This is a genomic window from Rheinheimera sp. ATLC3, assembly GCF_059429535.1.
Genome location: NZ_CM182103.1, coordinates 1,552,759 through 1,566,209, shown reverse-complemented (window position 1 = coordinate 1,566,209; position 13,451 = coordinate 1,552,759). Strand labels below are relative to the sequence as shown.

The window sequence follows — 13,451 nt, the reverse complement described above, 5'->3', positions numbered from 1 at the left end:
CAAATTCTGCACAGTATAGCTAAGTGATGGCGACACTGCCAATAGGCTTGTCAGCCGCGGTCTGCTGTTGCCGGATTGATATTGAACGGGTTCGCCCCAACATCATCTGCATTATTGCGCTAAACAGCTAAGGTTTATTATGTCTGCCACTGAAAACATCCTGTTATCCTTTACCGGGTTACCTCCTTTTTCACAGATCCAACCTGAGCAGGTGAAACCTGCAGTAGAGCAAGCTATAGCTCAGGCTCGCGCCGCTGTTGAGCGCGCGGTGGCTTTGCCGCAGGTAAGCTGGACGACACTGATTGAACAATTAGAGCAGGATGCTGAGCGTCTGGGTAAGCTGTGGTCGCCGGTGTCACATATGAATTCTGTCGTTAATACACCGCAACTGCGCGAGGCATACGAAAGCTGCCTGCCGTTATTGTCAGAATACAGCACCTGGCTTGGGCAGCATGAAGGCTTGTATCAGAAATACCAGCAGCTGGCGCAAAGCACTGAATACAGTAACTTAACTGCTGCGCAGCAAAAAGTGATTCAAAACGCGTTACGTGACTTTAAGCTGTCGGGTATTGGTTTATCGGCTGAGAAGAAGCAGCGTTACGGTGAAATACAAAGCCGCTTATCCGAGCTTAGCTCAACCTTTGCCAACAATACACTTGATGCGACTCAGGCCTGGTTTAAACATATTACTGATGAAGCTGAATTAGTCGGGTTGCCACAAGATGCCAGGCTGGCTGCGGCGGAAGAAGCTAAAAACCGTGATCTGAGCGGCTGGGTCTTTACGTTAGAGTTTCCAAGCTATATCGCCATCATGACATATGCAGACAAACGCGAACTGCGCGAAGCAATGTACAGTGCCTATTGCACCCGTGCATCTGATCAGGGGCCGACTGCTGGCCAGTTTGATAACAGCGCTATCATTGAAGAAACGCTGGCGCTTAAACATGAACTGGCGCAATTGCTGGATTTTAATAACGCTGCCGAAGAGTCTCTGGCTACCAAAATGGCGCAGAGCCCGGCGCAGGTGCTGGATTTCCTGCACGATTTGGCCCGGCGAGCTAAGCCGCAAGCACAGCAAGACCTGGCCGAGTTAACGCAGTTTGCTCAAAGCGAGTATAAGGTGGCTGAGCTGGCAGCCTGGGATGTGACTTACTATGCCGAAAAACTGAAGCAGGCAAAATATGCTATTTCTGATGAGCAGCTACGGCCATATTTCCCAGAGCATAAAGTGGTAGCGGGCTTGTTTACCGTACTGCATAAGCTATTTGGTGTCAGTGTACAACAGCGCGATGGTGTTGATGTCTGGCACAGTGATGTGAAGTTTTACGATATTTTTGACAGCAGCGGCGAGCTACGTGGCAGTTTTTATCTCGATTTATATGCCAGAGCGAAAAAACGTGGTGGTGCCTGGATGGATGACTGTCAGGGCAGGCGCATTCTTGCCGATGGCAGTGTACAAACGCCGGTAGCTTACCTGACCTGTAATTTTAATAAGCCGGTGGGTGGAAAACCCGCGCTGTTTACCCATGATGAAGTGGTAACGCTGTTCCATGAGTTTGGTCATGGTATTCACCATATGCTGACTAAAGTAGACGCCGCCGCAGTAGCCGGTATTAACGGTGTGGCCTGGGATGCGGTAGAGCTGCCGAGCCAGTTTCTGGAGAACTGGTGTTGGCAAAGTGAAGCACTGGCTATCATCTCGGGGCATTACGAAACCGGCGAGCCATTACCGCAGGATTTGCTGGACAAAATGCTGGCCGCGAAAAACTTCCAGTCGGCAATGTTTCTGGTACGTCAGCTTGAGTTTGCCTTATTTGATTTTCGCCTGCATGCCGAATATGACCCGGCACAAGGCGGGCGTGTACAGCAAATGCTGGATGAAGTGCGTAGTGAGGTGTCGGTGATTATTCCGCCACGTTTTAACCGCTTTCAACACGGCTTTAGCCATATTTTTGCCGGGGGTTATGCGGCAGGCTATTACAGTTATTTATGGGCCGAAGTGCTGTCGGCAGATGCTTTTGGCCGGTTTGAGGAAGAAGGTATTTTTAACGCCGACACCGGGCGCGATTTTTTACGCTGGATTTTAGAGCGTGGCGGTAGTGCCGAACCAATGGAGCTGTTTAAAGGTTTCCGTGGCCGTGAGCCAAGTAACGAGGCATTACTCCGGCATATGGGCATTGCCAGCTGAGCCCTAATAGTGAATTAACAATTCATTGCCAATTCACTATTGCTCTGCCAAGCTGAATGTCGGACAGGAAGGAGACACTATGCGCACCAAGTTATTGATACTTATTATGACGCTGGCTGTGGCGGGTTGTCAGCAGGGCCAGGCAGCAAACGGCTCAAATGCTGAGCGCTTGCCGCCAGAGCCGTTGGTTGAGCCGATTGACCCACAAACCAACCCGGTAGCGGCAGTAAAAGCGAGGAAACAGCAAATGGCAGATCAAGCAAGTTTACCGGCCATGCGGGCTGAAATTATGGCGCTGATTGGTGAGCCAGAAGCCGATAATGTTCAGCAGTGCAAGGTGGTTGGCTTTGGCAGTAAGCCCTGTGGCGGGCCATCAAGCTATATTGCGCTCTCGACGAAAAAGGGTAATGAAAGCCAGATAATGGCCCTGATCAGTAAATACAATGCGGCCGTGAAATCAGAAAATGACCGGCTGGGTCTGATGTCTGACTGTGCTGTGGTGCCTAAACCCGCGGTGGTACTGGAAAATGGCGTTTGTACGTTAAAAGGCACTGGCGAGGCGCCGGCGTTTTAAGCGCTTTTACCTTGGTAACACAGCAGAACTGGCATTGATATAGGGGCAGCAGTTACACTGTTGCTCTTATTTTTGAGAGATGGATAACCTGGTGCAAACTGCTGAATCTTTCCAACAAATTTATCAGCGTGCCTGTGATCGCAAAGGCGGCGCTACGGCACTGGAAGCGCTGCTTGGGCAAAGTGCAACTGCTGCTGATATCGCGGCCATACCCGACAACGTTCTACTTGGTGAACTGACCAAAAAAGTGTTTCAGTCCGGTTTTGTCTGGCGGGTTGTCAGGCAAAAGTGGCCGGGCTTTTGTGAAGTTTTTTTTGATTTTGATATCGAAAAAATGCTGTTGATGAGTGATGAGATGCTTGAAGCCAAGGCGCGTGATGAGCGTATTATCCGAAATGCAGCCAAGGTGTTTACCATTCGTCACAATGCAATGATGATTGACGATATTGCCCGAAAACACGGCAGTTTTGCCCGCTTTCTGGCCGACTGGCCTGTTGGCGACATTACCGGTTTATGGGCGTATCTGAAAAAACATGGCGCCCGTCTTGGCGGTAATACCGGCCCCTATGCACTTAGGGCGATTGGCAAAGATACTTTTATTCTTAGCGACGATGTTGAGGCGTACCTGCGTGCAACTAACGTATTTGATGGTGGTGTTAACAGTAAGCGCAGCCTACAGCAAATACAGCAGCAGTTTAATCTGTGGCAACAGCAATCTGGCCGTAGTATGCAGCAGCTAAGTCAGATTATTGCGCTAAGTGTTGGTGAAAATGTGGTGGGGATGCAGCGTTAATGGCGTTTAGCATTTTACACAGCCCTGAACTGGATGGCGGCTATGCCGACAGCCTGAGCCAGCAATTTAATCTTACTCTGGCCGACAATGTCAGTGGCTGGCATCTGGCCTGGCAGCAGGGCGCTTTGGTATTGCGCCATTCAGAGTTACCAAAGCAGGGCGATATTGTCGTCGATTTTGCCAGTGGTGCTGCCAGTTACCGCCGCCAGCATGGTGGGGGTAAAAACGAGGCCATTGCTAAAGCCTGTGGCTTACAGAAAAAACGTGATATTACGGTGCTTGACGCTACTGCAGGGCTGGGCCGTGATGCGTTTGTATTGGCAAGCTTGGGCGCAAGCGTGACGCTGGTTGAACGTAACCCGGCTGTTGCAGCGCTATTATATGATGGTTTGCGCCGTGGTGCGCAAACAGCAGAGCTAAGCTGGCTGACAGAGCGGATGCAGCTACTGCACAGCAGCGCGCTGCACGCACTTACCACACATGCAAAGGTAGACGTTGTTTATCTGGATCCTATGTTTCCGCCACGGGATAAAACCGCACTGGTAAAAAAAGAGATGCGGGCTTTCCATGATGTGGTTGGCAGCGACACCGACGCCGATGCCCTGCTGGCACCTGCACTGCAGCTGGCACAAAAGCGGGTGGTGGTAAAACGGCCAGGTTATGCTGAATATTTAGCGGGTGTTAAACCCACGATGGAAGTCGGTGGTAAGAATAATCGTTTTGATGTGTATATTAATGCAGCAATGTAATGCTATTTTGTCAGCAACTTATTTAACATTAATGATTTAACCAACGCTTAGCGCACAGGGGAGCAACCATGATTAAAACAGGCGATAAATTACCGGAAGTTAGTTTTTCCCAACTGACGAAAGAAGGGGTGATGAACCCGACCACCAGCCAGATCTTTGCCAATAAAAAAGTTGTGTTATTTGCCGTACCGGGGGCTTTTACGCCGACCTGTTCTGCGGCGCATTTACCGGGGTACATTACACTGGCCGACCAGATTAAAGCCAAAGGTGTCGATGCCATTGTCTGTACGGCGGTTAATGATGCTTTTGTCATGAGTGCCTGGGCGAAAAGCCAGAATGCAGAAGAGATTGTATTTCTGGCGGACGGCGGCGCGGCATTTCATAAAGCCATTGGTCTGACTATGGAAACCGGCGATTTTGGTGGTCTGCGTTCACAGCGTTATGCCATGATTGTCGAAAATGGCGTGGTGACACTGCTAAATGTGGAAGCACCGAAAACCTTTGAAGTCAGTAAAGCCGAAGTGATCCTGGCGGCGCTGTAAGCGTTATATCTGCGTTAACGCTGCTTTTATCGAAGGCCAGACTTCATCAGCGCTGGCCTTATCTTCCCCGCTCAGGCTCTGACCTGATAGCACCAGCACTTTGCGGCCAACGCCGGCGGCTTTGGCAGCTTGCATATCGGCTTTTTTGTCACCCAACATCAGGCTTTGTTTGGCATCAATGCCATATTTCTCTATTGCCTGCAGTAACATGCCCGGCGCAGGTTTGCGGCAATTGCAGTCAAGCCGGTAAGGTGGTTCGGCATTCACCGGGTGGTGTGGGCAAAAGAAGACGTCGGTAATATTAACGCCGTTTTCGGCAAACTGCTGTTTCATCCAGGCGGTTAGTTGCCAGAACTGCTCTTCGCTGTAATAGCCACGGCCAATACCCGATTGGTTTGTCACCACAATCAGCAGGTAACCCTGCTGCTGCAGATAACGGCAGGCCGCAAAGACACCGTCGATAAACTCAAATTGTTCTGCAGTGCTGACATAGCCGTGATCAACATTGATTACGCCATCACGGTCTAAAAATGCGGCTTTAACCGCTGGTTTAATGCTCACAACCGTTGCTCCGCTACTACGGTATCAAACATGGCGGTTACCGCAGCGACACTTATCTGCTGCATGATATTGCTGCCTTTTACCCGGGTGCCCCATTTTAGCTGATCGGCCGTTTTGCCTTGCTGCTGCAATAATGATTGGTGATACACCTCGACCACGTACCGGCGGAATAAATAAGGCCCGGTACGATCGGGGTTACTATGACCATATAAACCTATCACCGGTGTATTTACAGCCACAGCCATATGGGCAGGGCCGGTGTCGGGTGCTAATACCAGGCTGGTATGTTTAAGCAGCGCCAGTAGTTGTTTTAAGCTGGTTTTGCCGGTCAAATCCGTTAGCGGATGTTTGGCCTGCGCTAATATTGCCTGGCTTAAATTACGCTCCAGTTCAGTCGGGCCACCGCATAGCAGCACGGCAAAGCCTTGTTCAGTGGCGTAATCTGCTACAGCGGCATAGCGCTCCGTTAACCAGTTACGCTCTGCTTTAGAGGCCGCCGGGCTAATGATGAAAGTTCTGCTATTGCCGGTTGCAGCCAGTTGCGCTTTGGCCCATTGCTCGTCAGCATCGCTGATAGGCAGCTGCCAGCTTGGGGGGTGGCCGAGGGTTTGCTCAGTGACGCCAATGGCTTTGGCAAACTGGCGAAACCCGTCCAGCACATGGCTGCGTGGCGCTGGCGTTATACGGTGGCGCATAAAAAGCGCATGGAATTCTTTTGCAGTATGCCAGTCGAAGCCAATTTTTTTGCCGGCATTAATGCACAGAGACGCTACGTTAGCGCGAAAAGCGACCTGCATATGCAGCAATACATCAAAGTAATCGTGCTTAAGCGCTTGTTTCAACTGGCTGTAGGCTGCTTTGCCCTGTTTTTTGTCAAATACAACAAAGCGCACGCCGGGCAGCCCTGCCAGCAGCACAGCCTCTACCTTACCGATGACCCAGGTGATTTGCGCCTTTGGGTATTGTCGCTGAATAGCCTGTACCACAGACACTGCATTACACACATCACCAATTGCCGACAGGCGTAAAATACAAATTGAGTTAAGGTTTGCCGGATTCCACTGCTTAACCACTTATTGTTTTCCCTGCAGATCCTGAATTTTACGGATAACTTTGCTGGTTGAACGGCCATCAACAAAGGTTAATACCTGTACCTCACCGCCATTAGCGATAACGACATCGGCGCCGACGATAGTATCGAGGCTGTAATCGCCGCCTTTGACCAACACATCAGGCAAGATAGTACTGATAAGCTGCAGCGGGGTGTCGTTTTCGCTTAAGTCATCGCCAAAAGGTACTACCCAGTCGACGCTGGCCAGACTGGACAGCACTGTGGCCCGGTCTTCCAGTGAGTTAATGGGCCGCTGCTCGCCTTTTAAGCGGCGCACTGAAGCATCTGAATTTAGCCCGACGACTAAACGGTCGCCCAGTGCTTTTGCCTGCGCCAGGTAACGCACATGGCCAGCGTGTAAAATATCAAAGCAGCCATTGGTAAACACAATACGTTCACCGCTCTGGCGCGCAAAACGGATATGCTGCACTACTTTGTCAAACGGTGTCTGGTAGAAATCGCCCTGACGGAATAAATCTTTATTCAGTTTTGCTGCCAGCTCTTCCGGCGATACTGTTGCGGCGCCGACTTTACCCACTACTATACCAGCAGCCAGGTTCGCCAGTTGTGTGGCATCGTGCAGCGACATACCGGCACTTAACATAACGGCTAAGGTGGCAATGACGGTATCGCCGGCACCGGTCACATCACTGACTTCCAGTACCTGCGCCGGGAAGTGGAAATGCTCATTGGCAGTAATCAGGCTCATACCCTGTTCGCTACGGGTTAGCAAAATGGATGCTAAACCGGCATCCTGCATCAGCTTTCTGGCTGAGCTTAGCATGTCTTCGACCGAGCCGGTTTTGCCACCGGCAGCTCTGAATTCACCTAAGTTGGGGGTGATAACATCGGCACCGGCATATACCGACAAATCGGTTTGTTTAGGGTCGACTAATACGGTTTTTCCGGCAGCCTTAGCCAGTTTAATCATACCGGCAATCTGTTGCAGCGAGCCTTTGTTGTAATCGCTGAACACTATCACATCGTATTGCTGATAAACGGCGGCAAAGTGTTCAGCCAGACGCTTCGCATCTTCTATACTGAAGGTTTCTTCCTGGTCTAGCCTGACAATTTGCTGCTGGCGCGAGACAACTCGGATTTTTGCAATAGTGGGTTTATGCTGCTGGCTAACCAGTTCTGAATGAATTTGCTCGCCGGCTAACAGTTGCTGTAATGAGATACCTGCGCTGTCGTCGCCAATAATACCTAATAAGCCGGCTTTGCCATCCAGATGGGCAATGTTACGCGCCACGTTAGCCGCGCCGCCTGCTTTGTCTTCTATTTTGCTGATCTTCACTACCGGTACCGGTGCTTCAGGGGAAATACGTTGCGAGTCGCCGTTATAGTAACGGTCAAGCATGACGTCACCGACCACCAGCACAGCGGCTGAAGACAAGTTTTGCAGCAGGCTAAGATCAATCATCAGTTATTCCCTGCGATAGCCAAATCCAGCGCTTCACATAGCCAGTGGCCAATAAACATGTGCACTTCCTGAATGCGGGCTGTTTCGTCGTTTTTTACAATAATAGGCAGCTTGGCAATATCTTTTACCAGACCACCATCACGGCCGGTTAACGCTACTGTGTAAGCACCAAGCTCGTTGGCAGCTTGCAGCGCCAGATTAATATTCGGGCTTTTGCCGGAGGTTGTCAGGCCAATTACCACATCCTGCGGCCGCACCAGGCCGCGTACCTGGCGTTCAAATACGCTGTCAAAGTGATAGTCATTCGCATGCGCGGTTAAAATAGACGTATCGGTAGTTAACGCTATTGATGCCAGTGGCCCGCGCTCAGCTTTGTAGCGCACCATAAATTCAGCCGCCAGATGCTGGCTGTCTGCGGCACTGCCGCCGTTACCCATCCATACCACTTTGCCGCCCTGCGCCAGGCTATTCTGCACAGCGTTAAGTAATTGCATTGCATCGTCGAGATAGGCCTCTACGGTGGCAAAGGCGTCGCGATGGCGTTTTAAACTATCCAGAAAACTTTGGGTCATATTTGGCATGTCAGGCTCAAGTCGGTGCACAGGTGAGCTTATTTTAACGGATCTTGCCTATTGCAAAAGAAGTTTTTACTCGTGCACGGTGCTTCGGGTAAGCTAATGCACTTTTTCAGGCCGGTTTTTGCAGTGCTATGCCCAAGGTTATTATCGGGCGGCATTAAAACCGCTAACAATCTGATACGACCCTGTTTAGACAACAAGGAGTGTTTATGGCAATCAGTGCCGTGCTACCGCTCAAAGCCAGTGGTAGTTATGATGTAAACGATTTAAAGCGTGCGCATATTCTGTTCACGTCGCTCAGCACCTTTATGGCGCCGGGGCTTATCAGCGAATTGTTTATCGTAGTACCCGGGCAGGAGGTAGAACTGGTAAAACAGGAATATGCCCGCTGGCAGTCGCTGAATATCATAGTGCTGTCGGAGGACGAATTACTGCCTGAGTTTAAACGTTATCCAAAAATGCGGGGTTGGCGTAAGCAGCAACTGGTTAAAATTGCTATCGCCGATAAGGTGGCGAATGAGTTTTACCTGACGCTGGATGCGGATGTCGTATGCTTAAAGCCGCTTAGCGAGCAGCAGCTCATTGTTGATGGCAAGGCGCTGTTACAGTATGAGCAGCGGGCGCAGCATCCGAAATGGTGGCGTTCTTCTGCCCGGCTGCTGGGGATAAGCCCGGATATCGGCCCTAAGGGCGTTGGTATGACGGTTACGCCGGCGCTAATGTCCAGAACCATCAGCCAGCAGCTGATGCAGCAGTTAACGCCAAAAGCTGCCAATCAAAACTGGGTGGATGGGTTGTGCTCGTTACATAACCCTTCAGATCCGCGTAACTGGTGGATTGGCCGTTACCTGAAACTGAAATGGACCGAGTATTCACTGTATTATCTTTGTGCGTTAAAGCTAAATATGCTGCAAAAATTCCATGTTATTGCCGGTACCGAAGCAGTACCACAGCTGTTGCTGATCCATGACTCTCACCCCTACGAGCATTGGCAGGTAGCAGACAGCTTCGCACCGGAGAACCCCGGCTTATTCTGTGTGGTGGGTAGCAAAACCCGCTTACCGCCGAAACAGGTGTTTGAGCGCTTAGCCCCCTTTATTCAGCAACAGCCGGATCCATCATTGGCGTTGTTGTTTGAACCGGCTCAGTAAATAAGCAGCCAGACACTGGCCGTATAGCCACTGCCTAGGTAAAACGGTGTTTGTTAGGTAAAATAACGCGACAGATAAAAATAAAATGGAAAACATAATGGCACAACAGTTGAGCTTTCCTGTCTGGCTGATAAACCTGGATTCAAACCCGGAGCGTTACAAATCTGCTACTGAGCAGCTGGACAAGCTCGGGCTGCAGGCTGAGCGCTTTAGTGCCATTTACGGCAAAAGCCTGTCGGAACAGGCTATTAACGCTTGTTATGATAGAAAGCTGAACCGGGAGAAATTTCGGCGGCCGTTGTCGCCGGGGGAAATTGGCTGCTACTTAAGTCACAGAACCCTGTGGCAGCGTATGGTGGATGAGCAGATCCCGCTGGCACTTATCCTTGAAGATGATATCGATGTAGAACCCGACTTTATTGCCGTGCTGCAGAAAATCAGCCAGTTAGATAACTGGGATATGATTAAGCTGGCCGATGATCGCGATGGTAAAGGCGAGCAAAAATTAGCGCTAGGCGATGGCTATCAGCTGGTTAATTTTGCCAAAGTACCAAACTGTACCACCGGCTATGCGTTAACGCTGCAAGGCGCGAAGAAATTGCTCAGCCGGCCACGGTTTTTCCGGCCGGTCGATGTTGATTTGCAGTTTTATCCTGAGCTGGGGCTGTCGGTGTATTCGATTTTGCCTTACCGTTTATGGTCTGCCAGTCGTTTCGAAAGTGAAATCGACAAAATGAGTGGCGGTACCCGTAAAGGCGGAACCTCTTTCTGGCGTAATTTGATGTACCGCCTGCAACTGCGTGCAGTGCGTAAAAAGTATCTGTCTGGTGATCTTTCGTCAGTGCAATATAACGCTTCGTCAGCAACAGAAAAGGTATAAGTATGCGCAGCCGTAAAATCTCCTGCTTTGTGATCTGCTGCAACGAGGAAGACAGAATAGAAGCCTGCCTGCAGTCTCTTGCTGGCTGGGTAGACCAGCTGATCGTTGTAGATTCAGGTAGTAAAGATAACTCTGTGGCAATCGCCGAGCGTTACGCTGACAAAGTGTATCAGACCGATTGGCCGGGTTTTGGTCCACAGCGTAACCGGGCGTTGGCCTGGTGCGAGCATGACTGGGTACTGAGCATTGATGCCGATGAAATACTGACGCCAGAGCTGAAAGCAGAGATTGATCGGGTACTGTCTGAACCAGAGCTGGACGCCAACTTTATTAAAATGCCGTGGCATACTTACTTCTTTGGCAAGTTGCTCAAGCGCGGCCGCTATTCCACACCTCAGGGTAAACTATTCTTAAAAACCGGTGCCAGCTTTAAAGACCGCCAGGTGCATGAAACGCTGTTACTGCCTTATGAAAAAGTAAGAGTATTGAAGTCAGCGATTATTCACCATAGCTGGCGCAGTTATCAGCATTGTCAGGAGAAGCATATCAAATATGCCTGCCTTGGCGCTGAGGACAAGTTTGCCCGCGGTAAAAAAGCGGGTCTGGCCTATGCTATTTTGCGGTTTTTTACCGATTTTTTGCAGCAGTACGTACTACGGCTGGGTTTTCTGGACGGTTGGCGCGGCTTGCTAATGGCGATTGTGCTTGGGCAGTATGCGTTTCATAAGTATGCTGCACTGGCGACCATGGTAGCAAATGCTAAAGCCAATAAAGTTAGTGGCTAAAGCGTGATGTTTCTACTTTTAAGGATTCTGTACAGTACACTGTTATTGCTGCTGACACCGGTGCTTATAGTGTATCTGCTATTGCGTTCGCGCAAAGACAAAGCCTACCGGCAGCGGTTTACCGAGCGCTTTGCTTTCGTCCTACCTGCATTAAGTGCCAGAGGTTGCATAGTGGTACATACGGTATCGGTGGGGGAGTTTAATGCGGCCAAACCGCTGCTTAAAAACCTGCTGCAGGCTTACCCGCAATTACCCCTGACATTAACCTGCACGACACCGACGGCTTCTGCAGCTATTGTCAGGTTTTTGCATGAACAGAAACAACAGGGCCGGCTGCTGTCGCATTGTTACTTGCCATTTGATTACCCTATATTGATGCGTCGCTGGTTAAAAAGACTACAGCCACAATTGCTGTTAATTCTGGAAACAGAATTATGGCCAAATCTACTGGCAAACTGTAAAGCGTTAGCAATCCCTACGCTGGTAGTCAATGCCCGCTTATCTGCCCGCTCGGCCAAAGGTTACCGGCGCTTTAGTGAGCTGACTAAACCTATGCTGCAGCAGATCAGCCAAATTCTGACACAGGATAATACCAGTGCCAGGCGGTTTCGTGTCCTGGGTGCTAATAGTGTTGCAGTCGCTGGCAATATTAAATTTGAGCTCGATATTCCGGGCAGCAGCCGGCAACTGGCGACAGCGTTGCAGCCGGCTATTGACGGGCGTGTTGTGTGGGTAGCTGGCAGTACCCATGCCGGTGAGGATGAACTGTTAATTCAGGCTTATCAGAAACTAAAAATACAATTTCCTCAGCTGTTACTGATTCTGGTGCCGCGTCACCCCGAGCGTTTTGATGCGGTAGCCCAATTGCTGACACAGCATAAGCTTACTTTTGTTCGTCGCAGCAGTGGGGCTTTGCCCGACACGACAACGGCAATATGGCTGGCCGACTCGATGGGCGAGCTATTAAGCTGGTATCAGCTGGCCAGTTTTGTTTTCATCGGTGGCAGTTTGATCGAGCGTGGTGGTCATAATCCTTTGGAAGCGATGGCATTTGGCAAAGCTGTAATAGCCGGGCCACATGTATTTAACTTTCAGCAGGTGTTTAGCCAGCTTGGCAAGCAGCAGGCTTATATCGCCGTGTCTGATGCTGCCAGCCTGGCCGCAGCGGTACAACAACTTACACAACAGCCTGAAATTGCGCTGCAGTTGGGTAACAAAGGCCTGGACTTGTATCGTAAACAGCAGGGAGCGATAGCCCGCATTATGCTGCAGGCAGAAGCTTTACTGCCGCTGGCGCAGATGAGGATCGCCAGGTTCGATGGCAGCACCGCCTGGTTTGATCCGGCGTTTTTTCCGCAGTTTGAGCCAGGCTATTTTGAGCCGGCGTTCTGGCAGCAACAAGGCCTGATAACCGGACAATCCAGAGGCCGAAATACTGTTTGGTTTATTCAGCAACAGGGCAAACAAGCTGTACTCAGGCACTATTATCGTGGCGGGGTCGTAGGCAAGTTTAACAAGGATATCTTCTGGCCTGAGCCGGTGTTGTTAAGCCGCGCTATGGCGGAGTTCAGGCTGTTGTGCCAGATGCGGCGCTGGGGGTTACCCGTTCCCCGGCCCTGCGCAGCACGTTATCAACAACGTAGCTTTGGTTATAGTGCAGACATTCTGATTGAGCGCATAGCAGGTGCCACAGATTTAGCTCAGTTATTATTGCTGCAAGCGCTAACGCCTGAGCAGTGGCAACAGGTTGGCGCCATGATTGCGCGGTTTCACCGGCATGGCGTATTTCACTCGGATCTGAATTGTCACAATATTCTACTTGCAGCAGATGGCCAGTTCTGGCTGATTGACTTTGACAAGTGTGATGTTCGCACTGCGGGCAGCTGGCAGCAGCAGAACCTGGAGCGGTTGCTCCGTTCACTTGAAAAAGAGCGTCGCCTGCATGGTGCTTTTCAGTGGCAACCCGAACAATGGCCAGCGTTGTTGCAGGGGTATCAGCAGCAATTTAACGGCTAAATTTTGTTGCTGGTCTCAGTTTTGCCCGTTTTATTCACGTCAGGTTCACTTTTTATCTTGGTTCATCCCTTGGTGTGAACACTAATCTTTGGTATAACAA

13 protein-coding genes are annotated in these 13,451 nt (G+C 50.4%); 9 read left to right on the top strand and 4 right to left on the bottom strand.

What is annotated here, in order from left to right:
- Positions 1 to 139: 139 nt before the first annotated feature.
- The 5 genes from prlC to AC5SV9_RS07335 all read left to right on the top strand — a co-directional run bounded on the left by prlC (position 140) and on the right by AC5SV9_RS07335 (position 4,846).
- Positions 140 to 2,188, top strand: coding sequence for an oligopeptidase A (gene prlC, locus AC5SV9_RS07355; protein WP_475147603.1), 2,049 nt, complete (start codon positions 140 to 142; stop codon positions 2,186 to 2,188).
- 79 nt (positions 2,189 to 2,267) lie between these two features.
- Positions 2,268 to 2,762, top strand: coding sequence for a hypothetical protein (locus AC5SV9_RS07350; protein ID WP_134057811.1), 495 nt, complete (start codon positions 2,268 to 2,270; stop codon positions 2,760 to 2,762).
- A gap of 91 nt (positions 2,763 to 2,853) precedes the next feature.
- On the top strand, positions 2,854 to 3,555 hold the full coding sequence (locus AC5SV9_RS07345) for a DNA-3-methyladenine glycosylase I (RefSeq protein WP_475147599.1): 702 nt from the start codon (positions 2,854 to 2,856) through the stop codon (positions 3,553 to 3,555).
- Positions 3,555 to 4,304, top strand: a complete 750-nt coding sequence (locus tag AC5SV9_RS07340; RefSeq protein WP_475147596.1) for a class I SAM-dependent methyltransferase — start codon at positions 3,555 to 3,557, stop codon at positions 4,302 to 4,304. Before AC5SV9_RS07345 ends, AC5SV9_RS07340 begins: the two co-directional genes overlap by 1 nt.
- 68 nt (positions 4,305 to 4,372) lie before the next feature.
- Entirely contained in the window at positions 4,373 to 4,846 is a 474-nt protein-coding gene (locus AC5SV9_RS07335) for a peroxiredoxin (protein WP_134057805.1), read from the top strand.
- 3 nt (positions 4,847 to 4,849) lie between these two features.
- Here the strand turns inward: AC5SV9_RS07335 and gmhB are convergent, their stop codons facing one another.
- The 4 genes from gmhB to AC5SV9_RS07315 are packed head-to-tail and all read right to left on the bottom strand — an operon-like array spanning position 4,850 to position 8,522.
- Complete coding sequence (gmhB, locus tag AC5SV9_RS07330; RefSeq protein WP_475147595.1) at positions 4,850 to 5,407, bottom strand: D-glycero-beta-D-manno-heptose 1,7-bisphosphate 7-phosphatase; 558 nt, start codon at positions 5,405 to 5,407, stop codon at positions 4,850 to 4,852.
- On the bottom strand, positions 5,404 to 6,480 hold the full coding sequence (locus AC5SV9_RS07325; protein WP_475147593.1) for a glycosyltransferase family 9 protein: 1,077 nt from the start codon (positions 6,478 to 6,480) through the stop codon (positions 5,404 to 5,406). Before AC5SV9_RS07325 ends, gmhB begins: the two co-directional genes overlap by 4 nt.
- On the bottom strand, positions 6,481 to 7,941 hold the full coding sequence (gene hldE, locus AC5SV9_RS07320) for a bifunctional D-glycero-beta-D-manno-heptose-7-phosphate kinase/D-glycero-beta-D-manno-heptose 1-phosphate adenylyltransferase HldE (RefSeq protein WP_475147590.1): 1,461 nt from the start codon (positions 7,939 to 7,941) through the stop codon (positions 6,481 to 6,483).
- Positions 7,941 to 8,522, bottom strand: coding sequence for a D-sedoheptulose-7-phosphate isomerase (locus tag AC5SV9_RS07315; protein ID WP_475147588.1), 582 nt, complete (start codon positions 8,520 to 8,522; stop codon positions 7,941 to 7,943). The genes hldE and AC5SV9_RS07315 overlap by 1 nt, the downstream gene beginning before the upstream one ends.
- A gap of 206 nt (positions 8,523 to 8,728) precedes the next feature.
- Here AC5SV9_RS07315 and AC5SV9_RS07310 point away from each other — a divergent pair, with 206 nt between their 5' ends.
- From AC5SV9_RS07310 to waaA, 4 genes are all read left to right on the top strand, one after another.
- Positions 8,729 to 9,670, top strand: coding sequence for a DUF6492 family protein (locus AC5SV9_RS07310; protein WP_475147586.1), 942 nt, complete (start codon positions 8,729 to 8,731; stop codon positions 9,668 to 9,670).
- 97 nt (positions 9,671 to 9,767) lie between these two features.
- Positions 9,768 to 10,550: a glycosyltransferase family 25 protein gene (locus AC5SV9_RS07305; protein ID WP_475147583.1), complete on the top strand. Its 783-nt coding sequence runs from the start codon at positions 9,768 to 9,770 to the stop codon at positions 10,548 to 10,550.
- Positions 10,551 to 10,552: 2 nt separating this feature from the next.
- On the top strand, positions 10,553 to 11,335 hold the full coding sequence (locus AC5SV9_RS07300; protein WP_475147581.1) for a glycosyltransferase family 2 protein: 783 nt from the start codon (positions 10,553 to 10,555) through the stop codon (positions 11,333 to 11,335).
- 6 nt (positions 11,336 to 11,341) lie between these two features.
- Positions 11,342 to 13,351: a lipid IV(A) 3-deoxy-D-manno-octulosonic acid transferase gene (gene waaA / locus AC5SV9_RS07295; RefSeq protein ID WP_475148327.1), complete on the top strand. Its 2,010-nt coding sequence runs from the start codon at positions 11,342 to 11,344 to the stop codon at positions 13,349 to 13,351.
- The last annotated feature ends 100 nt before the right edge of the window (positions 13,352 to 13,451 follow it).

Bases quoted from the DNA above. Each gene is read 5' to 3' on its own strand.
- AC5SV9_RS07350 (WP_134057811.1), top strand. From the start codon at position 2,268: ATGCGCACCAAGTTATTGATACTTATTATGACGCTGGCTGTGGCGGGT.
- waaA (WP_475148327.1), top strand. From the start codon at position 11,342: ATGTTTCTACTTTTAAGGATTCTGTACAGTACACTGTTATTGCTGCTG.
- AC5SV9_RS07340 (WP_475147596.1), top strand. From the start codon at position 3,555: ATGGCGTTTAGCATTTTACACAGCCCTGAACTGGATGGCGGCTATGCC.
- AC5SV9_RS07305 (WP_475147583.1), top strand. From the start codon at position 9,768: ATGGCACAACAGTTGAGCTTTCCTGTCTGGCTGATAAACCTGGATTCA.
- AC5SV9_RS07310 (WP_475147586.1), top strand. From the start codon at position 8,729: ATGGCAATCAGTGCCGTGCTACCGCTCAAAGCCAGTGGTAGTTATGAT.
- prlC (WP_475147603.1), top strand. From the start codon at position 140: ATGTCTGCCACTGAAAACATCCTGTTATCCTTTACCGGGTTACCTCCT.
- hldE (WP_475147590.1), bottom strand. From the start codon at position 7,941: ATGATTGATCTTAGCCTGCTGCAAAACTTGTCTTCAGCCGCTGTGCTG.
- AC5SV9_RS07300 (WP_475147581.1), top strand. From the start codon at position 10,553: ATGCGCAGCCGTAAAATCTCCTGCTTTGTGATCTGCTGCAACGAGGAA.
- AC5SV9_RS07315 (WP_475147588.1), bottom strand. From the start codon at position 8,522: ATGCCAAATATGACCCAAAGTTTTCTGGATAGTTTAAAACGCCATCGC.
- AC5SV9_RS07335 (WP_134057805.1), top strand. From the start codon at position 4,373: ATGATTAAAACAGGCGATAAATTACCGGAAGTTAGTTTTTCCCAACTG.